This is a genomic window from Photobacterium makurazakiensis (genome assembly GCF_050336715.1).
GTDB classification, from domain to species: Bacteria; Pseudomonadota; Gammaproteobacteria; order Enterobacterales; family Vibrionaceae; genus Photobacterium; species Photobacterium makurazakiensis.
Genome location: NZ_JAKJSJ010000026.1, coordinates 1 through 17,302, shown reverse-complemented (window position 1 = coordinate 17,302; position 17,302 = coordinate 1). Strand labels below are relative to the sequence as shown.

Sequence of the window (17,302 nt, the reverse complement as noted above, 5' to 3'; positions counted from 1 at the left end):
TGATAACTAATTACTTGAGGTTGCCAGAATGGGCATATTTGAACGTTTTCTAAGTATTTGGGTTGGTATTGGAATGGTTATCGGCTTAGCCGGTGGTGTTATATTTCCTCAATTGTTTTCCTTTTTAGGTGACTTACAATACGCACAAATCAATTTAGTCATAGCTGTACTTATTTGGCTAATGATCTATCCAATGATGTTACAGGTTGATTTTTCATCGATTAAACAAATCCATCGCCGCCCGAAAGGATTGGTCATTACTATTGTTGTGAATTGGTTGATTAAACCCTTCACAATGGCACTTTTAGCCGTCTTTTGCATTCGCTATGTTTTTGGTGCATGGATTTCACCTGATCTCGGCAACGAATATATTGCCGGAATGATTCTGCTCGGTGTCGCACCCTGTACAGCAATGGTATTTGTTTGGAGCCAACTAACGAAAGGCGATGCAAACTATACCGTTGTGCAAGTTGCAATTAATGATTTAATTATGGTGGTCGCTTTTGCCCCGATAGCCGCATTTTTGTTAGGCGTGACTGATGTTACTGTTCCTTGGGATACGCTACTACTATCAGTTTCGTTGTTTGTTGTTGTTCCACTGCTTGCGGGGGTTATCACTCGCAATGTTATTCGAAAGCAGGAAAAAATCGATAAGCTTTCAGCAACATTGAAGCCACTCTCAATTGTTGGCCTGGTTGGAACCGTAATTTTATTGTTTGGCTTCCAAGCGCAAACAATTATTGCGAACCCTATTGATATTGTTCTAATTGCTATCCCATTGCTGATTCAAACCTACCTCATTTTTGCTGTGGCATATATATGGATGAGAAAGTGGAAGCAACCGCATAGTGTTGCCGCTCCAGGTGCGATGATTGGTGCATCTAATTTCTTTGAGTTGGCTGTTGCAGTAGCGATCAGTTTATTTGGTATTCATTCTGGTGCCGCATTAGCAACAGTGGTTGGGGTACTTGTCGAAGTACCCGTGATGTTAACGCTTGTAGCATACGCTAATCGAACTCGTAATAACTTTGAACTAGAGCCCGCTTCATAAAGCTTGTGGTACGCTTGCAATGAGTAGCGAGTATTGCTCTAATGAATGGGTATTCAATAAAGTGAATACCCATTTTAACATTTAAAGCCTGGCTTTTGAGGTTGGATAGTCTGACCTATGTTAATTTATTGAAAGATATCACTGATGGTGAAGATATAAGGTGCAATAGACACCTATTTTTTATTACTATTGGGACAGAATTAGACTTTATCGCGAAATGTGTTCGTTTTGCGATAAATTAGCAATAATTATTAACTGGCAGATGCTGTCAGTAATGAAAACAAGGGATGATAATGAGTTCAATCCACGTATTACTACTTTGTGGCGGTGGTAGCGCCGAGCACGAAGTGTCTCTCGTATCTTCAAACTATATCGAGCAGCAACTCCAACAGATTGACGGCATTAGCTATACCCGTGTTGAAATGAAAACAGATGGTTGGTTTACGGCAGAAAATGAGCTGTGCCAACTAAACCTTGATCGCACATTACAGCTAGTTAAGCAGGCTGATAAAAAGGTAAACGTTGATTACGTTATTCCTTGCATACATGGCTTTCCGGGCGAAACCGGTGATCTACAATCGTTTTTAGATATGGCAAACCTACCATACCTTGGTTGTGGTGCAGAAGCTAGTACAAACTGTTTTAATAAAATCACCACTAAATTGTGGTTCGATGCACTCGATATCCCCAATACACCGTATGTTTTCTTAAGTGAGAATAATGCGGAGTCTCACTTAAAAGCAGAGCAAGCACTAGAAAAGTGGGGGAAGGTGTTTGTTAAGGCTGCTTGTCAGGGGTCATCGGTAGGTTGCTATCATGTTGCTGATAAAGCACAGCTAGCAACAGCAGTGAATGACGCATTTGGTTATTCTGAACAAGTGTTAGTAGAAAAAGCGATTAAGCCTCGCGAACTTGAAATCGCGGCCTATCAGTATGGCGACGAGCTTGTTATTACCAAGCCTGGTGAAGTGTCTTGCCCTGATGATCAATTCTATACCTACGAAGAAAAATACAGTGCAGATAGCCACTCAACAACAAATGTTGAAGCGACTAACTTAACCGAAGAGCAGGTTAAAGATATTCAGCAGTTTGCTCGAAAAGCATTTGTACAAATGAAGCTGAAAGATCTGTCTCGTATTGATTTCTTCTTAAGTGAAGACAATGAAATTCTACTGAATGAAATCAATACGTTCCCTGGAATGACGCCGATTTCAATGTTTCCGCAGATGTTAAAGCATCACGGACATAGCTTCACAGCCTTCCTTGAGAAGGCCATAAAAAATGCAGTGAAGTAACAGTATTAAGCCGGACAAATTGTCCGGCTTTTTTATTCTTGATGCAGGCAATTTACTCAAAAACTGCAATACTGACTTTAAGTAGATAAGGGAAAAGGGTCGATGTTAACTGAGGCACAAAAAAAATCACGATACAAATCAATGCAGTCGAGGAACTATACTGCTAGCCTGCAATTAGAAGGGATTCACCTAGCATCTGATAATGAGAAAAAGTACTCTCCTGAAGAAACTGAATCTAAACAAATAGCCGATTTAAAGTTAAGGTATGCGAGATAAATACGATGTAGAGCATGATCCGGATTGTTACCCTAATACCAGCGTCTTGGTAAACTTGCTGTCAATCCGTAATGAAGATGAACTTGAAGCCGCAGAGCGGGACTTTACCCATGTTCGTGCGACGCATTTTGAGCCTGAGTTCGATAATTTTACACTCGAATATCTACAGACAATCCACCAAACACTCTTCCAAGACTTATATGCTTGGGCAGGGAAAGTTCGTCWAGTAGATATAACGAAAGGTGAAACACGTTTTTGCCATTGGCAAAACATTGCACGTGAAACAGAAAAGTTACTCGGTGCGCTTCGAAATGAGGCTTTTTTGTGTAACTTACCACTTGATGAATTCATCGCTCGTATTGCCCACTATTATTGTGAGCTCAATGTAATACATCCTTTCCGTGAAGGTAATGGCCGTGTTCAACGAATATTCTTTGAAATACTTGCTATTAATGCAGGCTATGAAGTGTGCTGGGAAGGCATTAACTTAAAAGAATGGGTTGAAGCGAACCAAGCCGGATATTTTGGCTTACTACAACCACTAGAAATACTCTTTGCTCGAATAACACAGCCAATCGATATAGAAAAGGGTTATGGTGAACATTGGAACGATGCTCCTAAGGTGTGATAAGGCGAAAAAATATCTTAACACTAACGCACTATAACTAATGTTGTATATAGAAAGAATTTATAAGTTCATGAGGGATATTTAAAGCGCATAACTCAAGAGATAATTAGCCTTCCCAAGGCTTAGGCTTTATATACTTCGCAACTTCCTTATCGTGCCTATCTGTATTTCCAACATATTGAGCAGGCATTGCAGGGCTCTTCCAACGTCCTTGTTCTTGTATTTCGTTAATACTTAAGCCTGAGTCCGAAAGATCTTGTGCAGCACCAACCCGAGGCGATTGGCCTGAAAATAATTGTGCTTTGGGTAATCCAAGCTCATCACTTGCTCGTCGGAAGACTCGGTATATTGACGAGTGATCAAGAGGGCGATCGCCAATGTTGCTGTGTCGGTCTATTCGACGGAATAAATAGCCATCTGCGATAAAGCTTACTACTAACCAGCGTTGTAGGGCTTGAGAAGAAATACGGCTTAATGAAATTGTGTTTGGTTCAATATTAATATCAATAAGCCCATCTTCGTGAATCACTAAATCTTCTAGCATTAAATTGGCTAGTTCGCTGCGTTTCAACATCGCTTCAAACATCACAGCCCAAATAGCGACATCACGAATGTCTTTGGGTTTAATGGATAACTCAAAGCGCATGATAAGCTTTTGCAAATGTTCATCACGAAATGCAGCTGCATTTTCATAGTCGTCATGTTTTGCAAGCTGCTGCTTTTTCATTTCAAGTCTAATTTCAGACTGAGCGCAAGGGTCGGGTAAATCATGACACCGATGTATTAAAGAGATAGTTACCATGTAACGTTTAAGGCTGGCCAGCTTCCGTGTTTTAGACATTTCTTCAATGTAACGATGAACCGTATCTGCCTTTGCTGGAAGAGGTGGGATTTTATTATTAGAGCAAAAGGTAAGGAAGTTATTCCAGTCATTATTGAATGAAATAAGTGTGTTCATTGCATATTGACCGCGAGTTAAACGTTGAATGTCGTCAAATGACGTTTGCTTTAACGTAAAATGCTTTAAACTAACTTGGCGCTCACTTTCATCACTTATAGGTGCTATTTTTTTGGTCATATGAACTTTACCTAGTGCATTATAATTTTATTATTATAACAGCATGCTTTAAAATACGCGCAAATTTGTTCTATTTCACAGATTGAATAAATAATAGGCTTGTTAACAAGACAAAAAAGAACCTGAGTGCTTCAATTATCTTCAAAAGGATTAAATAAGCAATTGCTTCAAAAACAACTCGAAAAATGAGGCTAAAATGAAGAAACGTCTGTTTCACAGGGGCCATAACATAGAAAATGCCACTGGTTCACCTGATGATTGGAAAACCATTATCAATGGAGCGTCAGTTAAGAATAAACTGACGCTTGTGAAAAAAAGCATTGATTGGTGGTGCGATATGAAAACATTCATGCCACCAGAAAAATTTGGCAATACTTCTGGCCAGTCAAAACAGTCTTTGCAAAAAGCTGAAGATTATAAAGGGTTTAAACTTATTAATGATAATGGCGAACCCAATGGATGGTATGTCATGCTTGGCAATAGGTTACTTAAAGGATCGCCTATTGCGATCAAAAAACATTTAGACCTCGTTTTACTTAAAAGACAGCAACTACAGCAGCGAAACGGGTAGGGAACTTGATAGTAAAACGGCCATAAAAGAAAGGCCGTTTCACTTAATCGTGGAGTTAGTCTTCGTCGTCAGATTTTTCTACGTCAACTAAGTAATCACCAGTCAGCCAATTACGCCCAATGAGTAATTTATAATCAAGCTTGCTTCTATCTCGGAGATTAACTGCAACTTTCTTATGCTCGCCATTCCAACTTAGATCCATTTCAACGGCGTAACGACGCTCGACACCTTGTGCATTACGAATTTTACTAACTTTAACTATCTTAGCTTTATATGTAGCTTCTTCGCCTTTTTCATTAATCGATGTGAACTCAACTGTGTTGCCAACGTGATCACGCATATCATCGCTATCGCTATCATCACCAGTTACTTTAATATCTTTAGCATGAATAGAGGTTGTTTCTGCTCCAGTATCAATCCGAGCTAAGTATTCCATACCAAGTTCTTCTATCTTAATAGTCTCAACTTGGCCAACAACTGACTTTGCCTTATCATTTTTAGATTCAGCCATAACAACATTCGTGTAGCCCAAAGAAAGTAACATTAAGACAGGAATGAAAAGTTTCTTCACAAGGAACTCCTAAGTATTTGGTTTTAAAGCGTATACAGTGTGCCAATACAGAGATGAACGTTATATGAATTAACGTAATCTATCTAGAGTAGATTAGTCAATTTTAAGTAATTTTCGAATTTTTAAGCAACTATCGCCTGGTTTTTCAAATTTTAGTACTTGAAAACCAAGTGAATTTGCAGCTTCAACATTAACATCCTGATCATCAATGAATAAAGATTCCTCCGGCACAAGAGAAAAACGTTCGCTCAAACTAGAAAAAAATTCTGATTCTGGCTTTATCATTAGCTCTTTACCCGAGACTAAACCACCATCAAAAAGTCCATACAAGTTATGTTTTTCATTAAGTTTTTCAAAAAAAGCACTGCTCATATTTGTTAAAAAATAGGCAGGTAAGCCGGCGCTTAAAACATGATGAATTAAGGCTTCTGTTTCAGGGATAATTGTTAAATTATTCTGTATATGCTCAATAAAATCTTCCATTCTTGGCTCACTGAAGTGGGTACGAGCCGCAAACTTAGGAATAGCTTCTGCCATCAACATCGTTCCACGATCTAAAGACAGCCAATCTGGGTGACTTAAGACTTGTTCTAGTAGTAGCTCTTGCTCATGCTCAGACTGAGTAAACGAAGTAACAATGCGTTTTGGATTCCATTCAAACAGTACTGCGCCCAGATCAAATATTACGTTTTTAATCATAACCGTTTCCATTAAAGTGTTTCCAGAGCATCAAAAGTTCCTCTATCACTAGTTAAATAGGGGACACGCTAAAATGATTTTTCAATGTATTCAATTCGCTCCACAGTTACCAAGCTCTTGAATAGATAGTTAAATAATTATTGACCGATTTAGTACTTATCCCCACTTTATTCATTCGAACTGTGAAGCATGTCGATCCATAGACTGAACAAACTTCAGTTTTGATTCATTATCCGATGAGTCCTCGTTCACGAGTTAGCATGCCTTCCTAGGTATAACTAAATAATGCTAATTCATCAGGCTCTATTTTTTGATACTTTAAAAAAAATCATTAGTTTTTGGGATGGACGATGAGAACTGAACAAACAGATAGCAGCGATGATATTTATGATGAAAACGATATTCAACTTTTAGAAAAAGTGTTGGTAGTGACTTGGTTAGACATTTTAAATTCAGAATTTGATAAAAAAGTAATCTATGCAAAAGATTCCGAGATACCAATCGTAATCCACATAGCTAAGCGGCATCTTAATGAAAATGCAACAGTAGAAAAACTAAGAGATATTTTATTTCAAAGGCTTATAGCATTGGAATCCAATCAGTTAATGTAACGCAAGAAAAATAGCCATTGAGCTGTGCCTTGGCACAAGTAGCTGTAATATAAGGGTATTTATGTGGCCCGAACATTTGGCATTTTGATTTCATTTACTAATCTTGTTAGTATCCATACTAAGGAAATACGTTAATAGCTTCACTTAAGTTATTATCGGGTCAACAGATTAAAGAAAACCACCGAGATTTTTCAAATGAATGATAACAGCCGCTTAGTATTCTCAACTGAAACAGGCCGCATTAAAGAAGACAAGCCAGCAGCTCAACGTCCAACAGGAGATGGCATTGTTCGTATTCAACGCCAGACTAAAGGTCGTAAAGGCAAAGGCGTTTGTATTGTTTCAGGACTTGATCTTGATGATGCACAACTGAAATTGCTAGCAGCACAGCTTAAGAAAGTCTGTGGCTGTGGCGGTTCGGTTAAAGACGGTACCATCGAAATTCAAGGTGATAAGCGTGAGGTTATTAAAGCCGCGCTAGAGAAAAAAGGACATACAGTGAAGTTAGCCGGTGGCTAAACTGAGTAAGCTTGCAAAGCTCGATATTATATCGAGCTTTTTTTGTTGCTTGTGAAGTTACTTTTGGTTTGCCGCTTCAAAGGTAATAACACAGAGTGTTAAGCACTAGGCCAAATGAACATTTGCAGACGGGATTAAAACAAAAGTGTTTATTACCTATTTTATGGTAAATAGCCAATACTGTTAAATTGTACAGTAGTTTTACGAACTGACTATAAGTAAAAACAAGAAAGAGAAAAGAGGGATGACAGTTTAACGTTAATGTATTCATATCGTTATAGCTCCAAACTCTATTTAACATAAGGTACATAATGCGCACTGAGGGGTCTAAATTTAACATTTGCCGAGGGTCTTTGAGTTAGCCTTGAAACCTTTGATTTTGGAGATTCAAAATGCTCTGGAAACAGTTAGTTAAAACAGACTTTGTTGATTTATCTGCCGCGCACCACGTTGTATTACTGAAACCGTCAAAGCCAAGCCTCTTGGCTGACTTAACACGGATGTTCGGTTTGATAGCCTGACCCGATGAGTATTACTGCTATCAATCGGAAAAAACTTTAATACAACGGAAAATTTTGCGAGGCACATCATGCTGCATGAATCATTCAAACGCCTTTTCTGGCTTCATTTCGATAGCACCCAACAAGCTGCGGCTTGGTTTCATGTTCGACCCAAGACCGTTCAACGTTGGCTTTCTGGTGAAGTTGACGTTAATCCGATGGCTGAAAAACTCCTCATTATTCGTGCGCGTGGTTATCTGCCTGATGATACCCGTTGGCAAGGGTTTCGGATTGATGAGTACCGCTGTGTGATTGTCACACCCGAAGGCAGACGATTTAGTCCCAAGGAATTGGACTGTTGGGCACTGCGTTATGATGAGTACCACGCGTTAAAACGGATGTACGAGCTGGACTATATTCCGGTGCGATCCAATGTGGTCACACCGTTCCCGTTCCGTGGCGGCCGTCGGATAAAAGAGATCCAACAGGAAACGGTCAGCAAAGATAAGAAGAAAGCCTACCGTAATGTTCAGGCCAAACGCGAGAATCAAAAGTAAGCTCCCTAGCCTTGCAGCTTTATTCGTTAAGCACACCGCAAGGCTTTCTTTTTACACGTTTCAAATGCGTCTGAATTTGGATACTGGCACAAACGATAAGTTAAACAAGGATGAAACAATGAGAGTCATTTATTTATTTCTCGCAACTGTCATGATGTTTGGTTGTGGCGGAGGTGATGATAATGAAACGAACGAGCAGCAAGGAACAAGCACAACGAAGGCTCAATTTAATGGCCTTTATCAATCAGACGATGCCGTTATGATTGTCGATATGTATCAGCAAGGCCAAGTTATTGCCTACGACAGCAGTAATACCATTTACTCATTTGATCATGTTTATACCTTTAGCAATGAGCTACGTTTACATGGTGTTCAAGTTACATTTGACGGTGGTTTTGATCACTTCCCCGACCAAGTTATAACGGTATATTTTGAAAACGATATTGCTCACGCAGCTACAATAGTCAATGGTCAATCATTCGTGCATGACTTTAAGCGTCAGCCAGCCACATTATCGTTAGATGATATGGTTGGCACACATACTAATCAAGATACTGGTGAAACGTGGGCGATTGAAAGCGATGGTACTTTTACTGTGAATGCCTATTGCACCTTAACTGGCCAATTATCACCAGCAGAAAACTATTATCATTCATTAACAGCTACGGCATCAGCGTGCCCTGATTCAAACTTTGATGGTGACTACCAAGGAATGGTGTTTAGCGTAACGATCCAAGGTGAAAAGTTTCTAGCTGGTGCTGTGTATAACGATGAAGGAAATTACATGTGGGGTTATGTACCATTACCGTAGATATTAAAAAGCCCGCAATTTGCGGGCTATCGTATATTTATGATTTCAATTGCTCTATTGCTGTCTCTAGATAAATCTCTTTAACTTTATCGCCATTTTGAAGTTTTTTATGGATTCGGTGCATTGAATCAGTAACTTTATCGCTACCTTTATTTGATTCATATAATGTTGAAAACTGTTTTTCTAAGTCAGTTTCAATTACGTTATCAGTAATATTCACTTCAGAACCGCTTCCATTAGGCATTGTATTTTCAGCGATTTGAATCAATGTATACGATATTCCTAAAGCCAATACTTTGAAAACCCAGAATAAACCAGCAGACACTAAAAATGATAAACCAGCCATAGGGCTTACTTCAGCCATTGTAACTACACCGGCAAGAGCAATAAGTCCGATAAGAATATTGGTAATAATATCAATGCCGGAAAGTACTTTCTTAAATTGAATTACTTTTTTCATTTTCATCTCATATTAATAGTAATTCTTTAAATTATAATAAAATCAATGCTTAACAGCAAATAGTTAGAGCTTAATGCTCCTACTCAAACTTTGAAATCCGTTTATCATGGTGTTCAAGGGTTTTCTTAATCCACACAATATCCGTTTTCATGGCTATACCTGTACCGAAAGCCGAAAAGAAGCCCGTTGCCGCAGCACTCGCACCGTTTGGTAAACATCCATCGAAGCCCCCTAGCCTTTAATTTCCTTGCGAACCGTATCGAACAAACCGATAAACGCAGCGGCTAACATTGGAATTGTTCCGCCAAGTTTATCGATTGGCCCGACGTTTCACTGAGTTGTGCTCTGCGGGTTTAATTTCACGTAAGCGCGGTCAGCCTGGCAACCACCGTCATGATGACAAACTAAAATTACAAACACTGGCATTGATCCATCAGCAGTATGCTGACTTTGGCCCGACACTCGCTCACGAAAAACTGAAGGAGCTTCATGGTATCCACGTTTCCGTTGAAACTCTCCGGCAATGGATGATTACAGATGGCTTGTGGGTATCTTACGTTAAACGCAAACCTCGGATTTACCAACCTCGTCATCGCCGAGATTGCCTGGGTGAATTAATTCAAATCGATGGCTCCCATCATGATTGAGCGGCTAACCCAGTTTGGCCGTGTATTGAAAGAGTTAAATATTGAGTTAATCTGCGCCAACAGCTCACAAGCCAAAGGTCGCGTTGAACGTGCGAATAAAACGTTACAGGATCGCTTAGTAAAAGAAATGCGATTACAACACATTGATACCATTGAACAAGCGAGTGCCTGGCTCCCCGACTTCATCGCTGATTTCCCCGCATATTATCCTAAAGACATGCATCGGCCAGCACGAGAGTCAGTCGACGAACTTGATGATATTTTCACTTAGCAAGAGCTGCGCAAGCTCTCTAAATCACTGACATTTCAGAACGGCAACGTTATTTATCTAATTAATCCGACAGAACAAAGCCGGTCTGATTGTCACCCCCGAAGGTCGATTCAATCCGAAGGAATTGGATTGTTGGATGCTGCGTTATGATGAGTATTATGCATTAAAGCGGATGTATGAACTGGACTATGTTCCGTTTAAAGTTCTTGTTAGGCATTAATTTGACGGATAAAACTAATTTCGTCTCGAATACCTATACGATTTCCATCTGGATCATAGATATTAATCGTTGAGCCCCAGTCACTTTCAATGAACTCAAAAGGTATATTTAAGCTTTTTACTCTCTCCAGTGCCTCGTCTATATCAGAAACATTAAACCTTAATTTTGACGGGCATGTTTTAATAGATTTACCAGAGGGTTTAGCGAAACCTTCAGTTTCTATCATTAAGTAGCAGGAACCAAACTCGACACAAGTTAGCTTAAAGTCTCCTTCAACTTTCGAAAACATAACATTTAAGCCAAGAGCACCACTGTAAAAAGCAACACACTCATCGTATCTTTCAACGTTTAAGATTATTCCATACCTTTGAGTATTCATATGTACCTTTAATGCCTAACGACGTGTTAAGGGGTGAACAACGTAATACCGATGATGCCCCGCATACAACCTTAAACGCTAAAACCACCGTATAGTAAACAATGCCACGCGTTGCGAATCACTCTAAAGAGTTTGTTAGGGCTTGAGACTCTCAGCTATAAACTTGCTACCCATAGACCCCATTATTAAGCCTGAACCTTTGTTGATGTTTGACTTAAATCGTAAATAACTGGCTTGCGCCTTTGGGCTTGATAGCAAAATAGAAACTATGAAGTACCATGAAAAATTCAAGGCAAACACGCCAATAACTAATATTGATGTTGTATGAACAGGAACTTTAACGGGTAACATGGCTGCAAACACACTGCTAAATACAATTGCAGTCTTTGGATTACTTAACTGAGTCGCCAACCCAAGAACCACAGCCTTAAAATGAGCTGGTTTGCTAGGCAATTCTACATCAGCAGAAGCAACTTTGCTTTTGCTCGCGCGCCACATTTTCAATCCTAGATAGCATAGATATAGACCTCCAAGAACTTTGAAAGCCACGTAAAACTCAGGCACCGCCTCAAAAAGTGCAATGAGCCCCATTGAGGCAATAAATGCGAATGTACTCGCCCCCAAACCCAAGCCTATAGAAATACACATAGCTTCAGTTCTAGATTTTGACATGGCTGTTTGCGCAACCAAGATAAATGATGGACCTGGCGTCATCGCGCCAAAGAGTAACAGGGTAGCTATTGGCAGTAGAAAAAAGTATTGCTCCAACATTTATAATCATCTCTATTCTAATTTTCGTGGTGAGCCCTAACGGCTGGGATAAGGTGCGCCACGGTAAACTCACCAAGCGCCATACCAAAGCCGCCGAGTGTAATGGGTCACCTTGATTGCTTTGTTATGAGCCAGTAAGAAACGCATCCTCTTGGGCTTTAACTTCCTCGAGCGTCTTTCTTGTATACGAAGAAAGTAGATAATTAGGTTTATGCAACTCAAAAAAAGTCATAACATCTATCAGTAAGTTCATGCACATATTGGGAGTTAGCCAATCAACACTTTTCGTATTGTATTTACCCATCTGTGTACTTTTGTTGTGAACAAAGTGATTTCTTGACAATTTTAAGGAAGTTAAACGCTGCTTGATCTCTTGGAACTCAGAAGCATCGTCACCAATGACTTTATTCACTATATCTTCAAATTCATCATCAAGTGTTCTGTTTTCCACTTTATCGGCATAAGTCTTTGATACATTTACTACTGAAAAATCATATAGAAAAGCTTCAATAGCCATCCCCGTAAAAACTGTTGTAGTAATTGTTCTATCGAAAAATTCTGGAAAATTTTCCGATATTACTTTTGGTTCAGGATAGCCTCCAAAATCATCAAACATCACCCTGATTTCATGGCAATAGTGCTTATATTGAAAAGCAACTATGCGAATAAGCTGTCCAAGCCCTGAAGCTCTACTTTGATAAAGAATATCGTTTTTACTTTCTAGCATACTACCTCTGGCTCATAACATTTCATTTCGCGAAATGGATACGCATATTTATTAAACCGGATGATATTTAATATAGAGATAGTATGATTTATATACTTTAAAATCAATAACTCACAGCGATTGCTGTGAGTAGTTGCGTCATTCGAATGTTGCAGCAGCAACTAACACCGTTTGGTAAACATCCATCCAAGGCCCCTAGCCTTTGATTTTCTTGCGAACCGTATCGAACAAGCCGATAAATGCAGCGGCTAGCATTGGAATGGTATAGCCAAGTTGTGCGTCAGTTTCACCAATGGTCACGGTAACAAGATCACTATCATTTTCGTATTTACTCTCATTGCTGCAGCCAATGAAAAGGTGACAGTGTAATGCGCTATGTATCAGCTAATAATGTGATATTAGCCACAATACTTTGATTATTAACCAACACTAAAAAATCGGGAATATAATTAAATTATCTATACCCCTACACCTTATGTACATCAAAAACATGGAGTTAGTTGGTTAGCATGATTATTAAATTTTTCATTTCATTACTTATTCTTTTGCTATCATTTTCGACAATTGCTAATGATAGTAAGAACATTACTATTCATCTCGAGAGTGATTCCGATAAATCAGTATGCAATTTTTATCACAACACGATTCAGCAGCGCGAATTAATGATGAAAAGCATTAATAAAATTGAAAAAAATAAGAAAATTTATCGATGTTTATCTTCTCTCCCAGAAGACAAATTTTCATTTTGCACGATTAACGGAATAGATTTTCAGTCAGGAAAAGGAGTCTGTAACGTTAAGTTGAAAGATAAGAGATTTAATCTTGAGACATCATCCGTTGATGGAAATGTGAAATGTACCTTTTTCTGTTCAGGTGTGGCCTTATAAGGTAGGTACTAGATAAATGTAGTGCCCTACTTCATTGCCTTAAGGCCTGGCTGAGAATGGCATTAAACTCAGCTATCTATTGAGCAAATATAGGTAGTAGATTGGTGATGGTGTAATTTTAGTTACTATAAATATTAATTGTTCTATAACAAAGTAAAAGTTATAGTGCATCAGGTAATGGTATTAGCTTTGCGAGAGCATTACCCTATACAAAACCGCCGACTGATATATAGCCGGCGGTTTACTGTATTAAGTTGTATCGTGTGTTAGGACGAGACGAACATGCGTTTGGTCAGTATCTATTACAAACCTTGCACGTATTGAGCATTGGTACGAACTTCAACTAAGCTATCAAGTTGCTGTTCTGAACCTTCAACACCATTGATTAGGCCTTCAAAGTGTTTAATTAACTCAACCTTGTCTTGTACTTCTTTCGAACCCGCGCCAATGTTTGTAAGGTCAATGAAGAACTCATCAAATAAACCAGAAAAGTCTTTAACCGCATCGTGATTTAAGAACTGCTCATGGTTGTAAATACTTGGGTAACCACCTTTTTGCTTATCAACAGCGAAAGAAATCCCCTTCACGTTGGTAATTGTCGTCGCTTTTTCACACTTCAACATACAGCCAGCTTCAATGCTTGGTTTGTTACAACCCACCGTTCTTTGGAAGAAGCACTGACGGCTCGTCATCATCAGAATTGGATGGTAAATGCTATAGAACAGTTTAAAGTTCTCAGGACGAGTTATATGACGAATCTGACCTTTATTGATCTCATTCGAAATGAAGGCACCGGCACAGTTCAACTCTTCTTTTAACGTTACAAGCGCATGTGAGTTGGTCGTATTCATGAATGGGCCTGCTACCCACTCAATGCCCATCTCATACGCTTTATAAGCAATACCTGTATTGTTAGTTACGATACGTGCAGGCTTAACCTCTTCAAGGACACGTACTGCTTCATCGTAATCTTTACCGATGAGTACCGCAGGGAACCATGGGATAAGGCGTGGGTTAGCTGCTAGAATATCGATGTATTTATTACAACGCTTCTTAAAGCTTTCAGGCAACTTAAAATAAATATCCGCTTCAGTCACATCGCACAAGTGAAGATCTTCCACATCTGCGATAAGGATAGAAAGCGTTGGTGTTTCGTTTACCTTCGGGTGTTTAGGTAATGCAGGCACATCAACGTGTTTGATCACTTTCACCGAGCCATTCAAGATGAAGTCAATTTCATCTTTCAATGCCGAGACCTCTTTTAGAGGGATACTTAGCCCAGCATCTAATGACTCAAAATCATGTTTTTCAAGAACATGCACTGCACTCTTTACTGATTTGAAGCGCTTTTCTAGTAATTCTTGTGTGATCGCTTTTTCGCCTGCAGCAGACAAAATAGACGCTGACTGAACCGTAAACGTTTCAGAGTCTGAAATAACAGATACGACAAAAGGCTGACCAAGTTTTGCGCTAAATGAAAGCGTCAGTGGCGTCTTGCGGATATCAAGGAATTCAATTTTCTCACGCATCTCTTTACCAAGCTCATTTTTTGAGCTGTAGAGATTATCCGTGACTTCTTGAATTTGAACGACAGAAATAGAATCAATTTCAGACGCTGCTTTATCCACTGCATAGTTCAAGCTGTTATCACGAGGATTATCGATGAACATGTCTTTCGTTAAATTACCTTTAAGGAAAGAGTTAGTGAAATCACGGTTAAACACTTTGTGCAGGTTTGAGTCGTCTTCGATTAGCAAACCGCTTTCAACAAAGCTATCAATCTGTTTACGCCAAGTATCAACAACCGTGTATACATAGTGAGCGCCTTTAATGCGACCTTCTACTTTTAACGAATCGACTTTAGCATCAACCAGTTCAGGTAAGTCATAATATGCAGAGTTATCTTTTAGGTTCAGTGGGAATTTGTTGCCTGCATTGGTAATTTCATATTCATCACGGCATGCTTGGCTACAACGGCCACGGTTACCAGAGTTACCAACACTAACTGAGCTCGAATAACACTGACCTGAGAACGCAATACATAACGCACCATGCACAAACACTTCGGTGAGTACATCATGATCGTGAGCCACTTCAGTTAGCATTTTGATTTCAGGAAGGTTCAGTTCTCGAGATAGGTTCACTCGTGTAGCACCAATCTTAGATAAGAACTTAATTTGGCCTTCATTATGCGTGGTTAGCTGAGTAGAAGCATGCACGTCTAATGACGGGAAATGCTTCTTAACTAGGTCGAATAAACCTAAATCTTGAACAATAATGCCATCAAGCTTTGTGTTCACTAGCTGGTTTAGTAGCTTACAAATACTCTTGATTTCATGTTCTAAAAGAACAACGTTAAGCGTTAAGAACACTTCACAGCCATATTCATGAGCAAGGCGAATAACACCATTCAATTCATCCAGCGATAAATTGGACGCTCGGTTACGAGCATTAAACGTGTCTAAGCCACAATAAACCGCATTTGCACCAGCAACGATGGCCGCTTTAATTGCTTCAACATCGCCACCAGGGGCCAATAACTCTATTTTCCTGCTCATTCTGAACCGCTCACTTACTTAACTTATAATATTTTTGAGCGCGTATTCTAACGACATCACCAATTCATTACCACAGATCTAGCTTTTATTGACTTGAATCAAGTTAAAATTCTTAGGAATGACGTTGAAAAATAGAGGCATGCGGCTTAAATCTGGTAAAAAATTAAAAATCACTTTGCTATTTGATAAACGGAAGTAACAATAACTGAACATAACGACTTCACGAACTCCGACTGAGGGAACAATGTCACTACCCATATTATATTCTCTTCGCCGCTGCCCTTATGCAATGCGAGCCAGAATGGGCCTACTACTCGCAAAACAGCCAGTCATGCTACGAGACATAGTAACCCGTAATAAGCCATATGAACTACTCGCGGCCAGCCCTAAAGGCACCGTGCCAGTGATTGTGCTGAACAACTCACAAGTCATCGATCAAAGCTTGGATATTATGCTTTGGGCGCTCAACTTAAACGATCCGCAAAACCTATTACGTAATAACCTACCAAACATAGCGGATGACATTCTAATGTTAGTCCGGAAAAACGACTCACAGTTCATCCCATTATTAGAGCAATACCGAGCATCGGCACGTTATCATAATGACGATCTAGAACAGCGCCGCCAAGATTGTGAAGTACTGATTGCCCCTTTAGAAGCACGACTATCTAATCACAGTTACTTATTTGGGGATTCACCGAGCCTAGCAGATTACGCCCTGATGCCTTTCATTAGTCAATTTGCACGTGTAGAAAAGAAGTGGTTCGTTCAATCTGAATATAAAAATATCGCTAAATGGTTAAAATCCCACTATGAAAGCACGCTATACACCAAAGTCATGAAACAATACCCTCAATGGATTGAAAGCCAAGAAGAGTTCTTATTTGAATAAAACTCTCATACGATCACCGTGTTTAATGAAAAGTGGCAAAACGTTAGGGACGGCGAATTCTGATTGTTGCAGATAAAATCTAAATCACGGTATACCAACACATCAAAAGAAACTAATTGTTAACATTTCCACTGAAAGTTAATGACTTTTCAGTAGCGATTAAATAATTCAGCATTAGTCATTTTTAACTCATAAACAGCAAAAAAATCGACTTTATACGCTATGAAATTATTAATTAGTAAATCCTGATGCCCAGATATGCATACATRATATATTGATAATTAGAATAATAATAGATTATTACCCTGAATTAACAATCTAAC

General features: G+C 39.2%; 20 protein-coding genes and 1 pseudogene. 13 read left to right on the top strand and 8 right to left on the bottom strand.

Annotated features, from left to right (window positions below):
- Nucleotides 1–28: 28 nt before the first annotated feature.
- The 4 genes from arsB (at nucleotide 29) to L4D09_RS12830 (ending at nucleotide 3,250) form a co-directional block, all read left to right on the top strand.
- Nucleotides 29–1,051 carry an ACR3 family arsenite efflux transporter gene (gene arsB / locus L4D09_RS12845; protein ID WP_428457903.1) on the top strand — a complete coding sequence of 341 codons (1,023 nt, stop codon included), beginning with the start codon at nucleotides 29–31 and terminating at the stop codon, nucleotides 1,049–1,051.
- 293 nt (nucleotides 1,052–1,344) lie between these two features.
- Nucleotides 1,345–2,346 carry a D-alanine--D-alanine ligase gene (locus tag L4D09_RS12840; RefSeq protein WP_428457902.1) on the top strand — a complete coding sequence of 334 codons (1,002 nt, stop codon included), beginning with the start codon at nucleotides 1,345–1,347 and terminating at the stop codon, nucleotides 2,344–2,346.
- A gap of 102 nt (nucleotides 2,347–2,448) precedes the next feature.
- The gene (locus L4D09_RS12835) at nucleotides 2,449–2,622 is read left to right on the top strand and encodes a YhfG family protein (protein ID WP_428457901.1); all 174 of its coding nucleotides are present in this window, start codon (nucleotides 2,449–2,451) and stop codon (nucleotides 2,620–2,622) included.
- Nucleotides 2,612–3,250 (top strand): putative adenosine monophosphate-protein transferase Fic, encoded by a 639-nt coding sequence (locus L4D09_RS12830; protein ID WP_428457900.1) that lies wholly within the window; start codon nucleotides 2,612–2,614, stop codon nucleotides 3,248–3,250. The genes L4D09_RS12835 and L4D09_RS12830 overlap by 11 nt, the downstream gene beginning before the upstream one ends.
- Before the next feature lie 106 nt (nucleotides 3,251–3,356).
- Here the strand turns inward: L4D09_RS12830 and L4D09_RS12825 are convergent, their stop codons facing one another.
- On the bottom strand, nucleotides 3,357–4,328 hold the full coding sequence (locus L4D09_RS12825; protein ID WP_428457899.1) for a tyrosine-type recombinase/integrase: 972 nt from the start codon (nucleotides 4,326–4,328) through the stop codon (nucleotides 3,357–3,359).
- Between the two features lie 196 nt (nucleotides 4,329–4,524).
- On the opposite strand from L4D09_RS12825, the gene L4D09_RS12820 reads away from it, so the two are divergent.
- On the top strand, nucleotides 4,525–4,899 hold the full coding sequence (locus L4D09_RS12820; protein ID WP_428457898.1) for a DUF3319 domain-containing protein: 375 nt from the start codon (nucleotides 4,525–4,527) through the stop codon (nucleotides 4,897–4,899).
- Between the two features lie 55 nt (nucleotides 4,900–4,954).
- Here the strand turns inward: L4D09_RS12820 and L4D09_RS12815 are convergent, their stop codons facing one another.
- Nucleotides 4,955–5,470: an ATP-dependent zinc protease family protein gene (locus L4D09_RS12815; protein WP_428457897.1), complete on the bottom strand. Its 516-nt coding sequence runs from the start codon at nucleotides 5,468–5,470 to the stop codon at nucleotides 4,955–4,957.
- Between the two features lie 93 nt (nucleotides 5,471–5,563).
- Nucleotides 5,564–6,169 carry an HAD family hydrolase gene (locus L4D09_RS12810; protein ID WP_428457896.1) on the bottom strand — a complete coding sequence of 202 codons (606 nt, stop codon included), beginning with the start codon at nucleotides 6,167–6,169 and terminating at the stop codon, nucleotides 5,564–5,566.
- A 350-nt stretch (nucleotides 6,170–6,519) separates the two neighbouring features.
- Here L4D09_RS12810 and L4D09_RS12805 point away from each other — a divergent pair, with 350 nt between their 5' ends.
- The 5 genes from L4D09_RS12805 (at nucleotide 6,520) to L4D09_RS12785 (ending at nucleotide 9,167) form a co-directional block, all read left to right on the top strand.
- The gene (locus tag L4D09_RS12805; protein ID WP_428457895.1) at nucleotides 6,520–6,780 is read left to right on the top strand and encodes a hypothetical protein; all 261 of its coding nucleotides are present in this window, start codon (nucleotides 6,520–6,522) and stop codon (nucleotides 6,778–6,780) included.
- Between the two features lie 195 nt (nucleotides 6,781–6,975).
- Nucleotides 6,976–7,299, top strand: a complete 324-nt coding sequence (gene yciH / locus L4D09_RS12800) for a stress response translation initiation inhibitor YciH (protein ID WP_428457894.1) — start codon at nucleotides 6,976–6,978, stop codon at nucleotides 7,297–7,299.
- Between the two features lie 392 nt (nucleotides 7,300–7,691).
- Nucleotides 7,692–7,820 (top strand): hypothetical protein, encoded by a 129-nt coding sequence (locus L4D09_RS12795; protein ID WP_428457893.1) that lies wholly within the window; start codon nucleotides 7,692–7,694, stop codon nucleotides 7,818–7,820.
- A 68-nt stretch (nucleotides 7,821–7,888) separates the two neighbouring features.
- A complete protein-coding gene (locus L4D09_RS12790; protein WP_428457892.1) occupies nucleotides 7,889–8,356 on the top strand; it encodes a DUF3653 domain-containing protein in 468 nt (155 codons plus the stop codon).
- Nucleotides 8,357–8,474: 118 nt separating this feature from the next.
- A complete protein-coding gene (locus L4D09_RS12785) occupies nucleotides 8,475–9,167 on the top strand; it encodes a hypothetical protein (RefSeq protein ID WP_428457891.1) in 693 nt (230 codons plus the stop codon).
- A 37-nt stretch (nucleotides 9,168–9,204) separates the two neighbouring features.
- On the opposite strand, the gene L4D09_RS12780 is transcribed toward L4D09_RS12785, so the two are convergent.
- On the bottom strand, nucleotides 9,205–9,627 hold the full coding sequence (locus L4D09_RS12780) for a hypothetical protein (protein WP_428457890.1): 423 nt from the start codon (nucleotides 9,625–9,627) through the stop codon (nucleotides 9,205–9,207).
- A gap of 302 nt (nucleotides 9,628–9,929) precedes the next feature.
- Here L4D09_RS12780 and L4D09_RS12775 point away from each other — a divergent pair.
- Together L4D09_RS12775 and L4D09_RS12770 are read left to right on the top strand one after the other, a co-directional pair.
- Nucleotides 9,930–10,626: pseudogene (locus tag L4D09_RS12775) on the top strand (transposase family protein); the annotation flags it as partial.
- Nucleotides 10,627–10,669: 43 nt separating this feature from the next.
- Nucleotides 10,670–10,765, top strand: a complete 96-nt coding sequence (locus L4D09_RS12770) for a hypothetical protein (protein ID WP_428457889.1) — start codon at nucleotides 10,670–10,672, stop codon at nucleotides 10,763–10,765.
- Here L4D09_RS12770 and L4D09_RS12765 read toward each other — a convergent pair.
- From L4D09_RS12765 to L4D09_RS12750, 4 genes are all read right to left on the bottom strand, one after another.
- Nucleotides 10,755–11,144 (bottom strand): VOC family protein, encoded by a 390-nt coding sequence (locus L4D09_RS12765; RefSeq protein ID WP_428457888.1) that lies wholly within the window; start codon nucleotides 11,142–11,144, stop codon nucleotides 10,755–10,757. The two genes, L4D09_RS12770 and L4D09_RS12765, sit on opposite strands and share 11 nt — an antisense overlap.
- Before the next feature lie 135 nt (nucleotides 11,145–11,279).
- Nucleotides 11,280–11,915 (bottom strand): LysE family translocator, encoded by a 636-nt coding sequence (locus tag L4D09_RS12760; RefSeq protein WP_428457887.1) that lies wholly within the window; start codon nucleotides 11,913–11,915, stop codon nucleotides 11,280–11,282.
- Between the two features lie 124 nt (nucleotides 11,916–12,039).
- Nucleotides 12,040–12,642, bottom strand: coding sequence for a hypothetical protein (locus L4D09_RS12755; RefSeq protein WP_428457886.1), 603 nt, complete (start codon nucleotides 12,640–12,642; stop codon nucleotides 12,040–12,042).
- Between the two features lie 1,189 nt (nucleotides 12,643–13,831).
- Nucleotides 13,832–16,087: a peptidase U32 family protein gene (locus tag L4D09_RS12750; protein ID WP_428457885.1), complete on the bottom strand. Its 2,256-nt coding sequence runs from the start codon at nucleotides 16,085–16,087 to the stop codon at nucleotides 13,832–13,834.
- A gap of 244 nt (nucleotides 16,088–16,331) precedes the next feature.
- Here L4D09_RS12750 and L4D09_RS12745 point away from each other — a divergent pair, with 244 nt between their 5' ends.
- Nucleotides 16,332–16,979, top strand: coding sequence for a glutathione S-transferase (locus L4D09_RS12745; protein WP_428457884.1), 648 nt, complete (start codon nucleotides 16,332–16,334; stop codon nucleotides 16,977–16,979).
- The last annotated feature ends 323 nt before the right edge of the window (nucleotides 16,980–17,302 follow it).

Bases quoted from the DNA above. Each gene is read 5' to 3' on its own strand.
- L4D09_RS12785 (WP_428457891.1), top strand. From the start codon at position 8,475: ATGAGAGTCATTTATTTATTTCTCGCAACTGTCATGATGTTTGGTTGT.
- L4D09_RS12810 (WP_428457896.1), bottom strand. From the start codon at position 6,169: ATGATTAAAAACGTAATATTTGATCTGGGCGCAGTACTGTTTGAATGG.
- L4D09_RS12755 (WP_428457886.1), bottom strand. From the start codon at position 12,642: ATGCTAGAAAGTAAAAACGATATTCTTTATCAAAGTAGAGCTTCAGGG.
- yciH (WP_428457894.1), top strand. From the start codon at position 6,976: ATGAATGATAACAGCCGCTTAGTATTCTCAACTGAAACAGGCCGCATT.
- L4D09_RS12825 (WP_428457899.1), bottom strand. From the start codon at position 4,328: ATGACCAAAAAAATAGCACCTATAAGTGATGAAAGTGAGCGCCAAGTT.
- arsB (WP_428457903.1), top strand. From the start codon at position 29: ATGGGCATATTTGAACGTTTTCTAAGTATTTGGGTTGGTATTGGAATG.
- L4D09_RS12765 (WP_428457888.1), bottom strand. From the start codon at position 11,144: ATGAATACTCAAAGGTATGGAATAATCTTAAACGTTGAAAGATACGAT.
- L4D09_RS12750 (WP_428457885.1), bottom strand. From the start codon at position 16,087: ATGAGCAGGAAAATAGAGTTATTGGCCCCTGGTGGCGATGTTGAAGCA.
- L4D09_RS12780 (WP_428457890.1), bottom strand. From the start codon at position 9,627: ATGAAAAAAGTAATTCAATTTAAGAAAGTACTTTCCGGCATTGATATT.
- L4D09_RS12820 (WP_428457898.1), top strand. From the start codon at position 4,525: ATGAAGAAACGTCTGTTTCACAGGGGCCATAACATAGAAAATGCCACT.
- L4D09_RS12760 (WP_428457887.1), bottom strand. From the start codon at position 11,915: ATGTTGGAGCAATACTTTTTTCTACTGCCAATAGCTACCCTGTTACTC.
- L4D09_RS12805 (WP_428457895.1), top strand. From the start codon at position 6,520: ATGAGAACTGAACAAACAGATAGCAGCGATGATATTTATGATGAAAAC.
- L4D09_RS12795 (WP_428457893.1), top strand. From the start codon at position 7,692: ATGCTCTGGAAACAGTTAGTTAAAACAGACTTTGTTGATTTATCTGCC.
- L4D09_RS12840 (WP_428457902.1), top strand. From the start codon at position 1,345: ATGAGTTCAATCCACGTATTACTACTTTGTGGCGGTGGTAGCGCCGAG.
- L4D09_RS12790 (WP_428457892.1), top strand. From the start codon at position 7,889: ATGCTGCATGAATCATTCAAACGCCTTTTCTGGCTTCATTTCGATAGC.
- L4D09_RS12745 (WP_428457884.1), top strand. From the start codon at position 16,332: ATGTCACTACCCATATTATATTCTCTTCGCCGCTGCCCTTATGCAATG.
- L4D09_RS12835 (WP_428457901.1), top strand. From the start codon at position 2,449: ATGTTAACTGAGGCACAAAAAAAATCACGATACAAATCAATGCAGTCG.